Origin of the sequence: Pseudomonas sp. HMSC063H08, assembly GCF_001813645.1 — a bacterium.
Lineage (GTDB): Bacteria > Pseudomonadota > Gammaproteobacteria > Pseudomonadales > Pseudomonadaceae > Pseudomonas > Pseudomonas aeruginosa.
Genome location: NZ_KV813438.1, coordinates 29,470 through 42,593, shown reverse-complemented (window position 1 = coordinate 42,593; position 13,124 = coordinate 29,470). Strand labels below are relative to the sequence as shown.

Genomic DNA, 13,124 nt, shown 5'->3' with positions numbered 1-13,124 from the left:
GCAAGCCCCGGAGCAGGACACCATGGAAGCGTGCCGCGATCTGTGCATAGACCCTACGGCCTGCATGGATACTAGGCTCAGCGATCGGAATGATGGGCAGAACGACGAATCAACCCGACCACCGGTAGCAGGCCGACCAGCACCAGGGTCAGGGCCGGCAGCGAGGCGCGCGCCCATTCGCCCTCGCTGGTCATCTCGAAGATCCGTACGGCCAGGGTGTCCCAACCGAAGGGACGCATCAGCAGGGTCGCCGGCATCTCCTTGAGCACGTCGACGAAGACCAGCAGCGCGGCGCTCAGCGAGGCCGGCAGCAACAGCGGCAGGTAGACCCGCAGGAACAGCAGCGGGCCGCCCACGCCGAGGCTGCGCGAGGCTTCCGGCAGCGACGGGCGGATCCGCGCCAGCCCGCTTTCCAGCGGCCCGTAGGCCACCGCCATGAAACGGATCAGGTAGGCCAGCAGCAGGGCGAACAGACTGCCCAGCAGCAGCGGCTTGCCGGCGCCGCCGAGGGCGCTGGAAAGCGGGATCACCCAGTGATTGTCCAGCCAACTGAAGGCCAGCATGATCGAAACCGCCAGGACCGAGCCCGGCAGCGCATAACCGAGGTTGCCCAGGCCCACCGCGCCGCGGATAGCGCGGGTCGGCGCCAGGCGCACGGCGAAGGCCAGCAGCAGGGCCACGGCGACCGTCGCCAGTGCGGCGATGCCGCCCAGCGTCAGAGTATGGCCGATCAGGTCCCAGTAGCGCTCGTCGAGGTCGAAACGGCCCTGGCGCCAGAACCAGACAACCAGTTGCGCCACGGGAATCACGAAGGCGCAGAGGAACACCAGCCCGCACCAGGCGCTCGCCGCCAGCGCCCTGGCGCCGCGCAGGCGGTACAGCGGCGCGCCGCGCGGACGCTCGCTGGCGGCCTTGGCCCGGCCTCGCGTGTGGCGCTCGCCGAGCAGCACCAGGCATACCCCGAGCAACAACAGGCTGGCCAGCTGGGCGGCGCTGGAGAGGCTGTAGAAGCCGTACCAGGTCTTGTAGATAGCGGTGGTGAAGGTATCGAAGTTGAACACCGATACCGCGCCGAAGTCGGCCAGGGTTTCCATCACCGCCAGCGCCAGGCCGGCGCCGATCGCCGGCCGCGCCATCGGCAGGGCGACCCGCAGGAACGCCTGCCAGGGCGACAGGCCGAGGACCCGCGCGGCTTCCATCAGGCCCTTGCCCTGGGCGATGAAGGCGCTGCGCGCGAGCAGGTAGACATAGGGATAGAACACCAGCACCAGGACCAGGATCACCCCGCCGGTGGAGCGTACGCGCGGCAACCGCAGGCCGCTGCCGAACCACTCGCGCAGCAGGCTCTGCACCGGTCCGGCGAAATCCAGCAGGCCGACGAAGACGAACGCCAGGACGTAGGCCGGGATCGCGAACGGCAACATCAGCGCCCAGTCCAGCCAGCGCCGCCCGGGGAATTCGCAGAGGCTGGTGAGCCAGGCCAGGCTGACCCCGAGCAGAGTCACGCCGATGCCGACGCCGAGCACCAGGGTCAGGGTGTTGCCGAGCAGGCGCGGCAACTGGGTATCCCACAGGTGGCTCCAGATTTCCCGGTCGATCTCCAGCCAGCTCAGCAGCAGCACGCTGAGCGGCAGCAGCACCAGCGCGGCAACGGTGAAGGTGATGGGGTACCAGCGGCGGGGAGCGGGATGGGCCACGAAATCCTCGGTGCGGAACGAACGACGCCCCGCTCGGACGAGCCGGGGCGCCGAGTATAACCGGCGGTCAGTTCCAGCCGGCGCGGTCCATCAGGCGAATCGCCTCGGCCTGGCGCTTGCCGGCGACTTCCACCGGGATGCTGTCGGCCTTGAAGCTGCCCCAGCTGGCGACTTCGGCTGACGGCGCGACCTGCGGGTTGGCCGGGAATTCCTGGTTGATCCCGGCGAACAGCGCCTGGGCGTCGGGCCCGGTCATCCATTCCACCAGCGCCTTGGCTGCCTCGGGATGCGGCGCGTGGCGAGTCAGGCCGATGCCCGACAGGTTGACGTGGACGCCGCGGTCGGCCTGGTTCGGCCAGAACAGCTTGACCCGCAGGTTCGGGTTCTGCTTGTGCAGGCGTCCGTAGTAGTAGGTATTGACGATGCCGACGTCGCACTGGCCGGCGTCCACCGCCTGGATCACCGCGTTGTCGTCGGCGAATACGTCGGTGGCCAGGTTGTTCACCCAGCCCTGGAGGATTTCCTCGGTCTTCTGCGCCCCGTGGGTCTCGATCAGGGTCCCGGTCAGCGACTGGTTGTAGACCTTCTTCGCCGTGCGCAGGCACAGGCGGCCTTCCCATTGCTTGTCGGCCAGGGCTTCGTAGGTGCTCAGCTCTTCCGGCTTGACCCGCTCGGTGGAGTAGACGATGGTCCGCGCGCGCAGCGACAGGCCGGTCCAGCTATCGGTGCTGGAACGATACTGCGAGGGAATGTTCCGTTCGATGGTGGCCGACTTGAACGGTTGCAGCAGGCCCATCTGCTCGGCCTGCCAGAGGTTGCCGGCGTCCACGGTGAGCAGCAGGTCGGCCGGGGTGTTCGCGCCTTCGGCCTTGATCCGCGCCATCAGCGGCGCTTCCTTGTCGGTGATGAACTTGACCTTCACACCGGTCTTGCTGGTGTAGGCATCGAACACCGGCTTGATCAGCTCGTCGATGCGCGAGGAATACACCACCACTTCGTCGGCGGCCTGGGCCAGGCCGGTGATGCCCAGGGCCAGGGCGGCGAGTAGAGCTTTGCTTGCCTGCATGAAGAACAGCCTCGTCAGCGGAACGTAGGCACGAATGATAAGAAATCTCGCTTGCGAACCCGCGCGACTAAATGTGTCGGGGTGTTTCGCCTGCGTCCAGGCCGCCGAGGATGGCGAGAAACGCCTCCACCGCGGCGCTGCGGCCATGCCGGCGGGTGAAGACGAGGAAATCGGCCAGCGCCTCGGGCTCGGCCAACGGGCGATAGACGACTCCGGCCCGGGCCAGCGCGGTGCTGCAACGCGGCACCAGGGCAACGCCCTGGCCGGCCGCGACCAGGGCGATGATCGAGGTGATCTGGCGTCCGGCCGGTCCCCTCGTCAGCGCCAGCCCGGCCTTCCGGTAGAGGCGCTCGATCAGTTCGTTGAGGCCGGAGCCGTAGTCCAGCGGAAACAGGATCAGCGGCCGATCACGCAGATCGTACAGGTCGATCCGCTCTTGCCGCGCCAGCGGATCGCCGTTGGGCACGGCCACCACCAGCGGCTCGCCGCCCAGGGCCAGCACCTCGATGCCGACCTGGCCTTCCGGCGGCGGCAGGCGCCCCAGCCCCACATCGATGCCGCCTTCGGCGATCTGCGCCCATTGCGCCGCCGAAGCGCCTTCGAGCAGCTCCAGTTGCACCTCCGGATGGCGCTCGCGGAACAGTCGGATCGCCTCGGTGAACAGGTCCGACAGGGCGATGGAGCTGGCGTAGCCGAGGGTCAGGTGGCCGGCCAACCCCTGCGCCAACTTGCGGGCGAAGCCGGCGGTGCGCTCCAGTTGGTCCAGCAGGCCGCGTGCGTAAGGCAGGAACAGGCTGCCCTCGGCGGTGAGGGTCACCGCCCGGCTGGAGCGGTCGAACAGGCGAAAGCCCAGCTCTTCCTCCAGCGCGGATATCTGCCGGGTCAAGGGCGGCTGCGCCATGTGCAGGCGCTGGGCGGCGCGGCCGAAATGCAGGGTTTCGGCAACGGCTGCGAAGCAGCGCAGGCGGCGTAGGTCGAGCATGCGGTTCCTCGGTATCGATCGGTCCTGAATCGGTATTGGCCAGCCCGTCGGGAGCGCCCCTATAACAGGGGGTTTCTCGTCCAGACAGAGCGTTCCATGAATTCGTCCCAGGGTTTCCCCCGCCTCGCGCTGTTTCTCTGCGGTTGCGCTGCGTTCCTCAATCTCTATACCACCCAGGGCATCTTCGACGAACTGGCGGCGAGCTTCCACATCAGCGCCCATCAATCGAACTGGAGCATCACCGCCACCACCCTGGCGGTGGCCCTCGCCGCGCCCTTCGTCGGCCGGCTCAGCGGCGGCCGCGAGCGCAGCCGGGTGATCGCCTTCGCCGCCAGCCTGCTCTGCGTGCCCATGCTGCTGGCCGCCCATGCCGGCAGCTTCGCCGCCTTCCTGCTCTGGCGCTTCGCCGAGGGGATGCTGATTCCCCTGCTGTTCGCCAGCAGCGTGGCCTACATCGGCGAGCGCTGGAGCGGCGGCGCGGTCATCGAGCTGACCAGCCTCTATGTCGCCGGGACCATCCTCGGCGGCTTCGCCGGACGCTTCCTCACCGGCCTGCTGACCGAGGAGTGGGATTGGCGCGTCGCCTTCCGGATCCTCGCCGGGCTGACCCTGCTCATCGCCGTCGCCATCCGCGCGCTGCTCCCTGCCAATTCTGGCAGGCACTCGCCCGCACCCGGGAAACGCCCCTTAGTATCCCGTGAACTGTTCCGGGCTCCGCTGCTGTCGTCCTACGCGGTGGGGTTCTGTGTCCTCTTTTCCCAGGTCGCCATGTTCACCTATATCGGCATCCATCTCAGCCGTCCGCCGTACAGCCTGGACACCGCTCAGCTCGGCTCGATCTACGCGGTGTTCCTCCTCGCCCTGCTGGTGATTCCCGCCAGCGGCCGCCTGGCCCGCGCCCGCCCGCACCGCCAGTTGCTGCTGGGCGCATCGCTGCTGGGCGTCTGCGGCTCGCTGCTGACCCTGGCGCCGGGCCTGCCGACGATTCTCGTCGGCCTGGCTCTCAGCGCCACCGGCGTGTTCCTCGCACAGTCCACGGTCAACGCTTTCACCGCCAGCAACGCCGGGACCGACAAGGCCGGCGCCGTCGGCCTCTACCTGGCCTGCTACTACGCCGGCGGCAGCCTCGGCGCGGTGCTGCCGGCGCCATTCTGGGACCGCTGGGGCTGGCCGGGCTGCCTGGGCCTGATCCTCCTGGCCCAGTTGCTGCCGTTGCTGCTGACCCGCTACGGCTGGTCCGCACCACAGGCCGAACGCGCGGCCCTGCGCGCGTCGCAAGGAAGACCGTAACCATCGCAAGAACAACAAGAACCGACAGGAGGTTAGCCATGAACCATGTCATCACCCCCCACAGCAAGCTGCTCGGCGTCATCGAGCCAGTCCTCAACGACATGCCCGCCGGACCCCTGCGCCATGCGCTGTTCCGGGCCTTCTGGGACGAGACGGCGTCGTTGCTGGACATCGAGGACGCCTTCGCCCGGGTCACCGCCCGGCGCCAGGCGGTCGAGCCGCTGCGCAAGTTCTTCGCCAGCTGGTCGAAGACCAACAACTCGGCGGCCAGCGTTTCCGGGCTGGCCAATCGCCTGACCCTGCTGGCCCGTTCGGAACAGGGTTCGGCAGCGGCAGACCAGCTCTATCGAGCCTGCGGCAGCCTGCAACGGATCACCGACGAAGACCTCGGCGCCCTCGGCAACACCGTGCATGCCGATCTTTTCTACACCATGGCCACCACCCTTTGCGGCGACGACCGCTGGCTGCTGCGCGAGAACTGCCTGCCTTCGGCGCAGGCGTTCAAGGACTGGACCGACCGCCAGCGCCTGCGCGAGCGCGACCTGATGCAGGGACTGCTGACCACGCTGGTACACGAGGTCTATACCCACGGCGAGGTGGAGTACATCCACCCGCTGTACAAGGAATGGTTCAGCCGCGACATGGGCGTACCCGCCGAACGCGCCCGCGCCACCGTGGCCTGGGTAACGGTGCACACCGGCGGCACCGAGAGCAATCACTTCGCCCACGCCACGGCGGCGGTGAACGCCTTCGTCGAGGCGATGGAAATCGAGGTGAACGAAGAAGCCGCGCGCAACCTGTTCGGGCTCTACCTGCGCAACAAGGCGCAGGTCATGCGTGACTGCGCGGCGATGTTCTGAGGACTGGCGGCCCTCCCGTCAGGGGAGCCGCCCCGCTCAGACTCGTGCCAGCGCCGGCAGGTCGCCGCTGAGGCCAAGCGCCTGGCGGACGAACAGCGCCTTGGCCTCGTGATGGCCGTCGACCAGGCGCAGGCCGGCGTTGCGCAGCCAGCGCAGCGGCAACCGGTCGGCCTGGAACAGGCGTTCGAAGCCTTCCATTGCCGTCATCATGCCCAGGTTGTGCGGCATCCGCCGCCGCTCGAAGCGACTCAGCACGCGTTCGTCGGCAAGCCGTTCGCCGCGCTCCAGGGCGTGCAACAGGACCTCGGACAGCACCGCCGCATCGAGGAAACCCAGGTTCACGCCCTGTCCGGCCAGCGGGTGGATGGTGTGCGCAGCGTCGCCGACCAGCGCCAGGCCCGGCTCGACGTAACGCTTGGCGTGCCGCTGGCGCAGCGGGATGCACAGGCGCCGGTCGGCATGCAGGATGGCGCCCAGGCGCTGTTCGAAAGCTTCGCCGAGGGCGGCGCGGAAGCCATCCTCGTCCAGCGCCATCAGCCGTTCTGCCTGTTCCGGGGTGGTCGACCAGACGATCGAGCACCAGTGTTCGTCGCCGCGGTCCGGCAGGGGCAGGAAGGCCAGCGGGCCGTCGTCGGTGAAGCGCTGCCAGGCGGTTGCGCGGTGCGCGTTCTCGCAGCGCACGCTGGTGACGATGGCGTGGTGCAGGTAATCCCATTCGCGGGTGGCGCAGCCGGCCAGGCGGCGTACCGCCGAGTTGGCGCCGTCGGCGGCGACCACCAGCGGCGCGCGCAGCTGACGGCCGTCGGCCAGGGTCAGCAGCCAGTCGTCACCGGAGTGGCGCATCTGTTCCAGGCGCGCGTTGGCCAGCAGGCCGGTGGTGGAATCGTGCAGGCGTTCCAGCAGGGCGTCCTGCACCACCCGGTTCTCGACGATATGGCCGAGCACCTCGGCGTGCACGCTGGCGGCGCTGAAGCCGATCCGCCCGGTGCCGGAGCCATCCCACACCTGCATCTCGCGATAGGGCTCGGCGCGGCGCGCGACGATGCCGTCCCAGGCGTGCAGGCGCTGGAGAATCCGCCGGCTGGCTTCGGACAGCGCACTGACCCGCGGCTCGTAGGGCGCCTCCGGCTTGAACGGCGCCACGTCGAGCGAGCCGCCGTCCACCAGCAGCACCTCCAGGCCGCTGCCCTCCAGGGCCAGGGCCAGGGCGCTACCGACCATGCCGGCGCCGACGATGACCAGATCCGCGTGCATATCCTCGTTCTCCACTCGTGGGCCCTCTTCAGGCCGCGTTCCGCAGGCGCGGCTTGAGCCGCACGTACAGGGTTTTCTGAACCCGCGCCACCAGGGTGCCGGCGTCGTCGCGCACTTCGGCGTGCAGCCGGGGCAGGTACTTCTCGCCGCCGGCGGTCCGCTCACGGACCTCGTCGAGCAGCTTCTGGTCGATGCTGAAATGCGCATGCACCGGGCCCTTGCCCGGGCTGACGAACTCGATGTTGGCCGCCTTGTCCCAGACCACGTAGTCGCGGCCCAGGTTCTCCATCAGCATCAGCATGAAGAACGGGTCGGTCATCGCGTAGAGGCTGCCACCAAACTGGGTGCCTACATAGTTGCGATTGAGCCGGTTCAGGCCCATGCGCACCCGAACCTCGCGGAAATCGCCGGCGATGTGCCGCACACGGATGCCCGCCCCCAGGAAGGGCGGGTAGAGGTTCATGGCGAAGCGCAGCAGGCGGGCCTTGCGCGCCCTCGACCAGACCGGCATGGCGCTACAGCGGCCGCGCGCCGAGGCCCATGGCCTGGCGGGCGAACCAGCGCTTGGCCGGCGGCAGCAGGTCGAGCCCGAGCAGGCCGAGGTTGCGCCCGGCGCCGAGCAGCGCGCGGTCGTTGGAGAACAGCCGGGTCACCCGGTCGGAGAAGCCGACGGTCATCTGCTGGTCCAGGCGCTGCCCATCGAGGTAGCGCTGCAGCACGGCGAACTCGCCCAGCGGCGCGTCGTCGTGGAGCAGGGCGTCGACCAGCGCCAGGGTGTCGCGCAACGACAGGTTGAAGCCCTGGCCGGCGATGGGGTGCAGACTGTGCGCAGCGTTGCCCAGCACCACCAGGTGCGGACGCACCTGCTCGCGGGCCTCGACCAGGTGCAAGGGGTAGCAGTGCCGTGCGCCGACCTGGCGGAAGGCGCCGAGGCGGTAGCCGAAGGCAGCCTGCAGCTCGCCGAGGAAGGCTGCGTCATCGAGGCCACGCAGACGTTCGGCGTCCTTGCCTGGGCGGGTCCAGATCAGCGCGCAACGGTTCTCCGGCAACGGCAGCAGGGCCATCGGACCGCTGGGGGTGAAGCGCTCGAAGGCCTGCCCGAGGTGCGCCTCGGAGGGCGATACGTTGGCGATCAGCGCAGTCTGCCGGTACGGCGTCTGCTCCACGGCGATGCCGAGTTGTTCGCGCAGCCCGGAACGACCGCCATCGGCGAGGATCGCCAGCTCGCAATCGAGTTGCGTCTCGTCGTCGAGGGTAAGCCGGTAACCGCCCTCCCGGGCTTCCAGGGTCTTCACTTCGGCCGGGCAGTGCCAGCGCACCACCTCGGGGTCGAGCGCCTTCCACAGGCACTGGCCGAGCCAGGCGTTCTCCACCACGTAGCCCAGCGCCGGCACGCCTTCCTCGATGGCGGTCAGGCGGGTGGCGCCGAAGCGGCCGCGGTCGGAAACATGGATATGCAGGATCGGCTCGGCGCGCTCGGCGATCGCCGGCCACAGGCCGAGACGCTCGTAGATCTGCCGGCTGCCGTAAGACAGCGCCGAAGAGCGGGCGTCGTAGCTGGGCTGGTAGGCATTGCCGGGGGCGAAGGGTTCGATCAGCACGATCGACCAGCCGCGCTCCCGAGCGCCGGCCTGCAGGGCCAGCGCCAGCGAGGCGCCGACCAGGCCCCCGCCGATGATCGCCAGGTTGACCTTGCTCATCGTCACCTCAGGCTGCCTCGCTCTTGGCCGCGGCCATCAGCGCCTCGATCTCGGCGACGGTCTTCGGCACGCCGTTGGTCAGCACTTCGCAGCCATTGCGGGTGACCACCACGTCGTCCTCGATGCGTACGCCGATACCGCGCCACTTCTTCGCCACCGAGGTATTGTCCGGGGCGATGTAGATGCCCGGCTCGACGGTCATCGCCATGCCCGGTTCGAGCACCCGCCATTCGCCGCCGACGCGGTACTCGCCGACGTCGTGCACGTCCATCCCCAGCCAGTGGCCGGCGCGGTGCATGTAGAAAGCCTTGTAGGCCTCGTGGGCGATCAGCTCGTCGACGTCGCCCTCCAGCAGGCCCAGGCGCACCAGCCCGGCGGTGATGACCCGTACGGTGGCCTCATGGGCCTCGTTCCAGTGGCGACCGGGGGCGATGTAGTCGAACGCCGCCATGTTGGCTTCCAGCACCAGTTCGTAGATCGCCTTCTGCTCGGGGCTGAAGCGGCCATTGGCGGGGAAGGTACGGGTGATGTCGCTGGCGTAGCAGTCGATCTCGCAGCCGGCATCGATCAGGATCAGGTCGCCGTCCTTGATCGCCGCATCGTTCTCGCGGTAGTGCAGGATGCAGGCGTTGCGTCCGGCGGCGACGATCGAGCCGTAGGCCGGCATCTTCGCCCCGCCCTTGCGGAACTCGTATTCCAGCTCGGCTTCCAGGTGGTACTCGAACAGCCCCGGCCGGCACACCTCCATCGCCCGGATGTGCGCCCGGGCGGAGACCTCGGCGGCGTAGCGCATGACCTTCACTTCGTTGGCGCTCTTGTACAGCCGCTGGTCGTGCAGCAGGTGGTCGAGGGCAACGAACTCGTTCGGCGGCTGCGCGCCCTGGCGGGCCTTGGAGCGGATCACGTTGATCCAGTCCATCAGCCGGCGGTCGAAGTCGGGATTGGCGCCAAGGGCGTAGTAGACCCGGTCGCGGCCTTCGATCAGGCCGGGCAGGATGTCGTCGATATCGCCGATGGGAAAGGCGTCGTCGGCGCCGTACTGGCCGATCGCACCGTCCTGGCCGGCGCGCAGGCCGTCCCACAGTTCACGCTCCGGATCTCGCTCGCGGCAGAAAAGCACGTATTCGCCGTGGGCACGGCCGGGAATCAGCGCCATCACCGCCTCCGGCTCGGGGAAGCCGGTGAGGTACTGGAAGTCGCTGTCCTGGCGGTAGACATGCTCGACGTCGCGATTGCGGATGTACATCGGCGCCGCCGGCAGGATGGCGATGCTGTTGGGTTCCATCTGCGCCATCAGCGCCTTGCGCCGACGGGCGTACTCCGACTTGGGGATACGGATCATGCAGAAACCTCAGTGCAGTGAAGGCTTGGGAGCGGGCTCCAGCGGCTTGCCGCACTCGGCGAACAGCAGCAGCGGAGCGACCCGCAGGTATTCCATGACTTCCATATAGTCCGTCTCGCCATCCTCGCTGTCTTCCAGCTGGCCCTGGACCTGGGCGATGGCGGCCATGTCCTGCAGCACTTCCTCGGCCTCGCCGGTCAGGCTGCCTTCGCGGGCGGTGAGGCCGAAGCCGGCGAGGAAACCCTGGCACCATTGGCCGAGCGCCTCGGTGCGCTGGGCGAGCGGGGTTTCGTCGTCGGGCAGGAGCATGACGACGGCGACCTCGCCGGCGGAAAAGTCCTGCCGGACCATGCCGAGCAGGCCGGACAACGCGGCCTTGAGTCGTTCGCCCGGCGCGCCGCCGAGCAGTTCGGCGGCAGCGTGTTGCCAGGCGGCCTCGTCGAAGCCGGCGCCGGCGCAGACCCGACCCAGCAGATGGCCGTGCAGTTCGGCCGGCGAGACCGGCATGGCCGCCTCGGCGAGAAGGGAGGAAAAGGCGCTGTAGGCGGAATTCTGAGTGGACATCTCGGGACCCTGACGGCTGGGCGCCATTGGGGCGCTACACGTGAAATGAAGATGGTTATCCTAGCACCGCCCGCCCCGGCAAGACCATGCGACCGGTTGCCGGCGCGCCGGCCCGGCCGGGGCATTGGCCCCGACCGGGGACGATCCTATATAGTTGTCCAATCACCCCAATTCCCAAGCGAGAGCCCATGGAAGACGCCGATCTGCAATTGTTGACGGCCAAGTTCGACCAGCTGCTCCAGAAGCTGGAACAGCTCAAGGCGGAGAACCGGCTGCTGCGGGCGAACGAAAAGTCCTGGCGCGAAGAGCGCGCTCATCTGATCGAAAAGAACGAAATGGCGAGACACAAGGTCGAAGCGATGATTTTGCGTCTGAAAGCCTTGGAGCAGGACACATGAGCCAGTCGAATACCCTCACCGTGCAGATTCTCGACAAGGAATACTGCATCAATTGCCCGGACGACGAGCGCGCCAACCTGGAAAGCGCCGCCCGTTACCTGGACGGCAAGATGCGCGAGATCCGCTCCAGCGGCAAAGTCATCGGCGCCGACCGGGTTGCCGTGATGGCCGCCCTCAACATCACCCACGACCTGCTGCACCGCAAGGAGCGCCTGGACCAGGAAAGCAGCTCGACCCGCGAGCGCGTGCGCGAACTGCTCGATCGCGTCGACCGCGCCCTGGCGAATCCGGCCGATGCCGGCGAAGCCTGACCCGGGCACGGCCAATTCGGGTATACTGGCCTCCGCTCCCTGGTGTGTTGGCCAGTCGGTGATGTCCCTGAGCCGATAACTGCAACAACGGAGGTTGCCAGTTGGACCGGTGTGCATGTCCGCACGACGGAAAGCCTTAAGGTCTACTGCAACCGCCACCTTGAACTTTCGGGTTCAAGGGCTAACCCGACAGCGGCACGACCGGGGAGCTACCTTTCCACATGATCGAATCGCAAGACCTCAGCCGCCCGGCCCTGCGCCGCAAGCTCCGCCAGGCGCGCCGCGCGCTCTCCCCCCTGCAGCAACGCCTCGCCGCCCGCGCCCTCTATCGACAACTGGCGCAGCATCCCCTTTTTCGCCGTGCCCGCCATATCGCCCTGTACCTGCCCAACGACGGCGAGATCGACCCGCGTCCGCTGCTGCGTGCGGCGCAGAAGCGCGGCAAGGCCACCTACCTGCCGGTGCTGGCGCCCTGGCCGCGGACGCGCATGGTGTTCCAGCGGGTCGGCAGCGGCGAACGCTGGACCCGCAACCGCTTCCGCATCAGCGAACCGCTGGCCGACGCCGGCCGCCAGCGCAAGGCCTGGGCGCTGGACCTGGTACTGCTGCCGCTGGTGGGGTTCGACGAACAGGGCGGGCGCCTGGGCATGGGCGGCGGCTTCTACGACCGCAGCCTGGCCTACCTGGCGAGGCGCAAAAATGGTCACAAACCGACGCTGATCGGCCTGGCCCATGAATGTCAGAAGGTGGATCGACTGGCGCTGGCCAGCTGGGACATTCCCCTGGCGGGAACGGTGACCGATGCGGGCTGGTACGTGGCAGGGAAACGCTAGGAAGGAGGGAGAACCCTGGGTACCGCGTTCCATGCGATACCCGGCGAGTCTTACGGCTGTTGCGTCACCTGGGCGGGCGTACTGGCCTGTCGTTCCCAGAGGCTCTGGGTATAACCGGTGGTGACGACCCCAAGTCCGAAGATGATGACCAAAACCCACAGCAAGTCTGGCTTGCGCTTCATCGATTGCCTCCCCCTTCCAGGCAATTTTCGAGGCCGGTCCTTGCGATTATCTTATCGCCTGAGCACCCTGCCCCGCTGAAAAACGGCATTTTCCGATAAGCTGAAGTCATACGCAATTACACCGGCGACCGGTGGTCACGCGCAGACGTTTCCTACGTACATCTACGAAAGAGGAGCAAAGTTCATGCCTGCCTACTGGCTGATGAAATCCGAGCCGGACGAACTCTCGATCCGCGACCTGCAGCGCCTCGGAACCGCCCGCTGGGATGGCGTGCGCAACTACCAGGCGCGCAACTTCATCCGCAGCATGAACCCCGGCGACCTGTTCTTCTTCTACCACTCCAGTTGCCCGCAGCCCGGCATCGCCGGTATCGCCCGCATCGAGGGCGAAGCCTATCCCGATCCCACGGCCCTGGATCCCGCCAGCCCTTACCACGACCCCAAGGCCAGCGCCGAGAAGAATCCCTGGAGCGCCCGCGACGTCAGCTTCGTCGAAGCCTTCGCCGAGGTCGTTCCACTGGCCCGGCTGAAGGCGCAGGACGCCCTGGCCAACCTCGCCCTGGTGCAGAAGGGCAGCCGTCTCTCGGTGATGCCGGTCAGCGCCGAGGAATGGCAGGCGATCCTGCCGCTGGCGAAACGCTGAAG

15 protein-coding genes and 1 other RNA gene are annotated in these 13,124 nt (G+C 68.0%); 7 read left to right on the top strand and 9 right to left on the bottom strand.

Going from position 1 to position 13,124, the window contains the following annotated elements; all coding sequences use genetic code 11:
* Positions 1–77: 77 nt before the first annotated feature.
* The 3 genes from HMPREF2924_RS14485 to HMPREF2924_RS14475 form a co-directional block, all read right to left on the bottom strand.
* Positions 78–1,697 (bottom strand): ABC transporter permease, encoded by a 1,620-nt coding sequence (locus HMPREF2924_RS14485; protein WP_003099178.1) that lies wholly within the window; start codon positions 1,695–1,697, stop codon positions 78–80.
* A 67-nt stretch (positions 1,698–1,764) separates the two neighbouring features.
* A complete protein-coding gene (locus HMPREF2924_RS14480; protein ID WP_003096289.1) occupies positions 1,765–2,763 on the bottom strand; it encodes an extracellular solute-binding protein in 999 nt (332 codons plus the stop codon).
* Positions 2,764–2,830: 67 nt separating this feature from the next.
* Positions 2,831–3,745, bottom strand: coding sequence for a LysR family transcriptional regulator (locus HMPREF2924_RS14475; protein ID WP_003110664.1), 915 nt, complete (start codon positions 3,743–3,745; stop codon positions 2,831–2,833).
* 96 nt (positions 3,746–3,841) lie between these two features.
* On the opposite strand from HMPREF2924_RS14475, the gene HMPREF2924_RS14470 reads away from it, so the two are divergent.
* Both HMPREF2924_RS14470 and HMPREF2924_RS14465 read left to right on the top strand, forming a co-directional pair.
* A complete protein-coding gene (locus HMPREF2924_RS14470; protein ID WP_003096293.1) occupies positions 3,842–5,035 on the top strand; it encodes an MFS transporter in 1,194 nt (397 codons plus the stop codon).
* A gap of 38 nt (positions 5,036–5,073) precedes the next feature.
* Positions 5,074–5,895: a hypothetical protein gene (locus tag HMPREF2924_RS14465; RefSeq protein ID WP_003136060.1), complete on the top strand. Its 822-nt coding sequence runs from the start codon at positions 5,074–5,076 to the stop codon at positions 5,893–5,895.
* Between the two features lie 36 nt (positions 5,896–5,931).
* On the opposite strand, the gene HMPREF2924_RS14460 is transcribed toward HMPREF2924_RS14465, so the two are convergent.
* The 5 genes from HMPREF2924_RS14460 to HMPREF2924_RS14440 are packed head-to-tail and all read right to left on the bottom strand — an operon-like array spanning position 5,932 to position 10,755.
* Complete coding sequence (locus tag HMPREF2924_RS14460) at positions 5,932–7,149, bottom strand: 2-octaprenyl-3-methyl-6-methoxy-1,4-benzoquinol hydroxylase (RefSeq protein ID WP_009314482.1); 1,218 nt, start codon at positions 7,147–7,149, stop codon at positions 5,932–5,934.
* 28 nt (positions 7,150–7,177) lie between these two features.
* Positions 7,178–7,660 (bottom strand): hotdog fold domain-containing protein, encoded by a 483-nt coding sequence (locus tag HMPREF2924_RS14455; protein WP_003099189.1) that lies wholly within the window; start codon positions 7,658–7,660, stop codon positions 7,178–7,180.
* Positions 7,661–7,664: 4 nt separating this feature from the next.
* The gene (ubiH, locus tag HMPREF2924_RS14450) at positions 7,665–8,849 is read right to left on the bottom strand and encodes a 2-octaprenyl-6-methoxyphenyl hydroxylase (RefSeq protein ID WP_003096305.1); all 1,185 of its coding nucleotides are present in this window, start codon (positions 8,847–8,849) and stop codon (positions 7,665–7,667) included.
* 7 nt (positions 8,850–8,856) lie between these two features.
* Positions 8,857–10,191 (bottom strand): Xaa-Pro aminopeptidase, encoded by a 1,335-nt coding sequence (pepP, locus tag HMPREF2924_RS14445; RefSeq protein WP_003096308.1) that lies wholly within the window; start codon positions 10,189–10,191, stop codon positions 8,857–8,859.
* Positions 10,192–10,200: 9 nt separating this feature from the next.
* The gene (locus tag HMPREF2924_RS14440; protein ID WP_003099193.1) at positions 10,201–10,755 is read right to left on the bottom strand and encodes a YecA/YgfB family protein; all 555 of its coding nucleotides are present in this window, start codon (positions 10,753–10,755) and stop codon (positions 10,201–10,203) included.
* A gap of 188 nt (positions 10,756–10,943) precedes the next feature.
* Between HMPREF2924_RS14440 and HMPREF2924_RS14435 the strand changes: the two genes are divergently transcribed.
* The 4 genes from HMPREF2924_RS14435 to HMPREF2924_RS14420 all read left to right on the top strand — a co-directional run bounded on the left by HMPREF2924_RS14435 (position 10,944) and on the right by HMPREF2924_RS14420 (position 12,297).
* Positions 10,944–11,153, top strand: coding sequence for a TIGR02449 family protein (locus tag HMPREF2924_RS14435; protein WP_003096314.1), 210 nt, complete (start codon positions 10,944–10,946; stop codon positions 11,151–11,153).
* Positions 11,150–11,464, top strand: coding sequence for a cell division protein ZapA (locus HMPREF2924_RS14430; protein WP_003096316.1), 315 nt, complete (start codon positions 11,150–11,152; stop codon positions 11,462–11,464). The genes HMPREF2924_RS14435 and HMPREF2924_RS14430 overlap by 4 nt, the downstream gene beginning before the upstream one ends.
* Positions 11,465–11,497: 33 nt before the next feature.
* Positions 11,498–11,676, top strand: a non-coding RNA gene (ssrS, locus tag HMPREF2924_RS14425) — 6S RNA.
* 9 nt (positions 11,677–11,685) lie between these two features.
* Positions 11,686–12,297 (top strand): 5-formyltetrahydrofolate cyclo-ligase, encoded by a 612-nt coding sequence (locus tag HMPREF2924_RS14420; RefSeq protein WP_003096321.1) that lies wholly within the window; start codon positions 11,686–11,688, stop codon positions 12,295–12,297.
* A 50-nt stretch (positions 12,298–12,347) separates the two neighbouring features.
* Here the strand turns inward: HMPREF2924_RS14420 and HMPREF2924_RS36435 are convergent, their stop codons facing one another.
* Complete coding sequence (locus HMPREF2924_RS36435) at positions 12,348–12,479, bottom strand: hypothetical protein (protein WP_003096323.1); 132 nt, start codon at positions 12,477–12,479, stop codon at positions 12,348–12,350.
* Positions 12,480–12,663: 184 nt separating this feature from the next.
* On the opposite strand from HMPREF2924_RS36435, the gene HMPREF2924_RS14415 reads away from it, so the two are divergent.
* Positions 12,664–13,122, top strand: a complete 459-nt coding sequence (locus HMPREF2924_RS14415; RefSeq protein WP_003096326.1) for an EVE domain-containing protein — start codon at positions 12,664–12,666, stop codon at positions 13,120–13,122.
* The last annotated feature ends 2 nt before the right edge of the window (positions 13,123–13,124 follow it).

Excerpts from the sequence above, each read along its gene's own strand:
- HMPREF2924_RS14480 (WP_003096289.1), bottom strand. The coding sequence starts at position 2,763 with ATGCAGGCAAGCAAAGCTCTACTCGCCGCCCTGGCCCTGGGCATCACC.
- HMPREF2924_RS14475 (WP_003110664.1), bottom strand. The coding sequence starts at position 3,745 with ATGCTCGACCTACGCCGCCTGCGCTGCTTCGCAGCCGTTGCCGAAACC.
- HMPREF2924_RS14470 (WP_003096293.1), top strand. The coding sequence starts at position 3,842 with ATGAATTCGTCCCAGGGTTTCCCCCGCCTCGCGCTGTTTCTCTGCGGT.
- HMPREF2924_RS14465 (WP_003136060.1), top strand. The coding sequence starts at position 5,074 with ATGAACCATGTCATCACCCCCCACAGCAAGCTGCTCGGCGTCATCGAG.
- HMPREF2924_RS14460 (WP_009314482.1), bottom strand. The coding sequence starts at position 7,149 with ATGCACGCGGATCTGGTCATCGTCGGCGCCGGCATGGTCGGTAGCGCC.
- HMPREF2924_RS14455 (WP_003099189.1), bottom strand. The coding sequence starts at position 7,660 with ATGCCGGTCTGGTCGAGGGCGCGCAAGGCCCGCCTGCTGCGCTTCGCC.
- ubiH (WP_003096305.1), bottom strand. The coding sequence starts at position 8,849 with ATGAGCAAGGTCAACCTGGCGATCATCGGCGGGGGCCTGGTCGGCGCC.
- pepP (WP_003096308.1), bottom strand. The coding sequence starts at position 10,191 with ATGATCCGTATCCCCAAGTCGGAGTACGCCCGTCGGCGCAAGGCGCTG.
- HMPREF2924_RS14440 (WP_003099193.1), bottom strand. The coding sequence starts at position 10,755 with ATGTCCACTCAGAATTCCGCCTACAGCGCCTTTTCCTCCCTTCTCGCC.
- HMPREF2924_RS14435 (WP_003096314.1), top strand. The coding sequence starts at position 10,944 with ATGGAAGACGCCGATCTGCAATTGTTGACGGCCAAGTTCGACCAGCTG.
- HMPREF2924_RS14430 (WP_003096316.1), top strand. The coding sequence starts at position 11,150 with ATGAGCCAGTCGAATACCCTCACCGTGCAGATTCTCGACAAGGAATAC.
- HMPREF2924_RS14420 (WP_003096321.1), top strand. The coding sequence starts at position 11,686 with ATGATCGAATCGCAAGACCTCAGCCGCCCGGCCCTGCGCCGCAAGCTC.
- HMPREF2924_RS36435 (WP_003096323.1), bottom strand. The coding sequence starts at position 12,479 with ATGAAGCGCAAGCCAGACTTGCTGTGGGTTTTGGTCATCATCTTCGGA.
- HMPREF2924_RS14415 (WP_003096326.1), top strand. The coding sequence starts at position 12,664 with ATGCCTGCCTACTGGCTGATGAAATCCGAGCCGGACGAACTCTCGATC.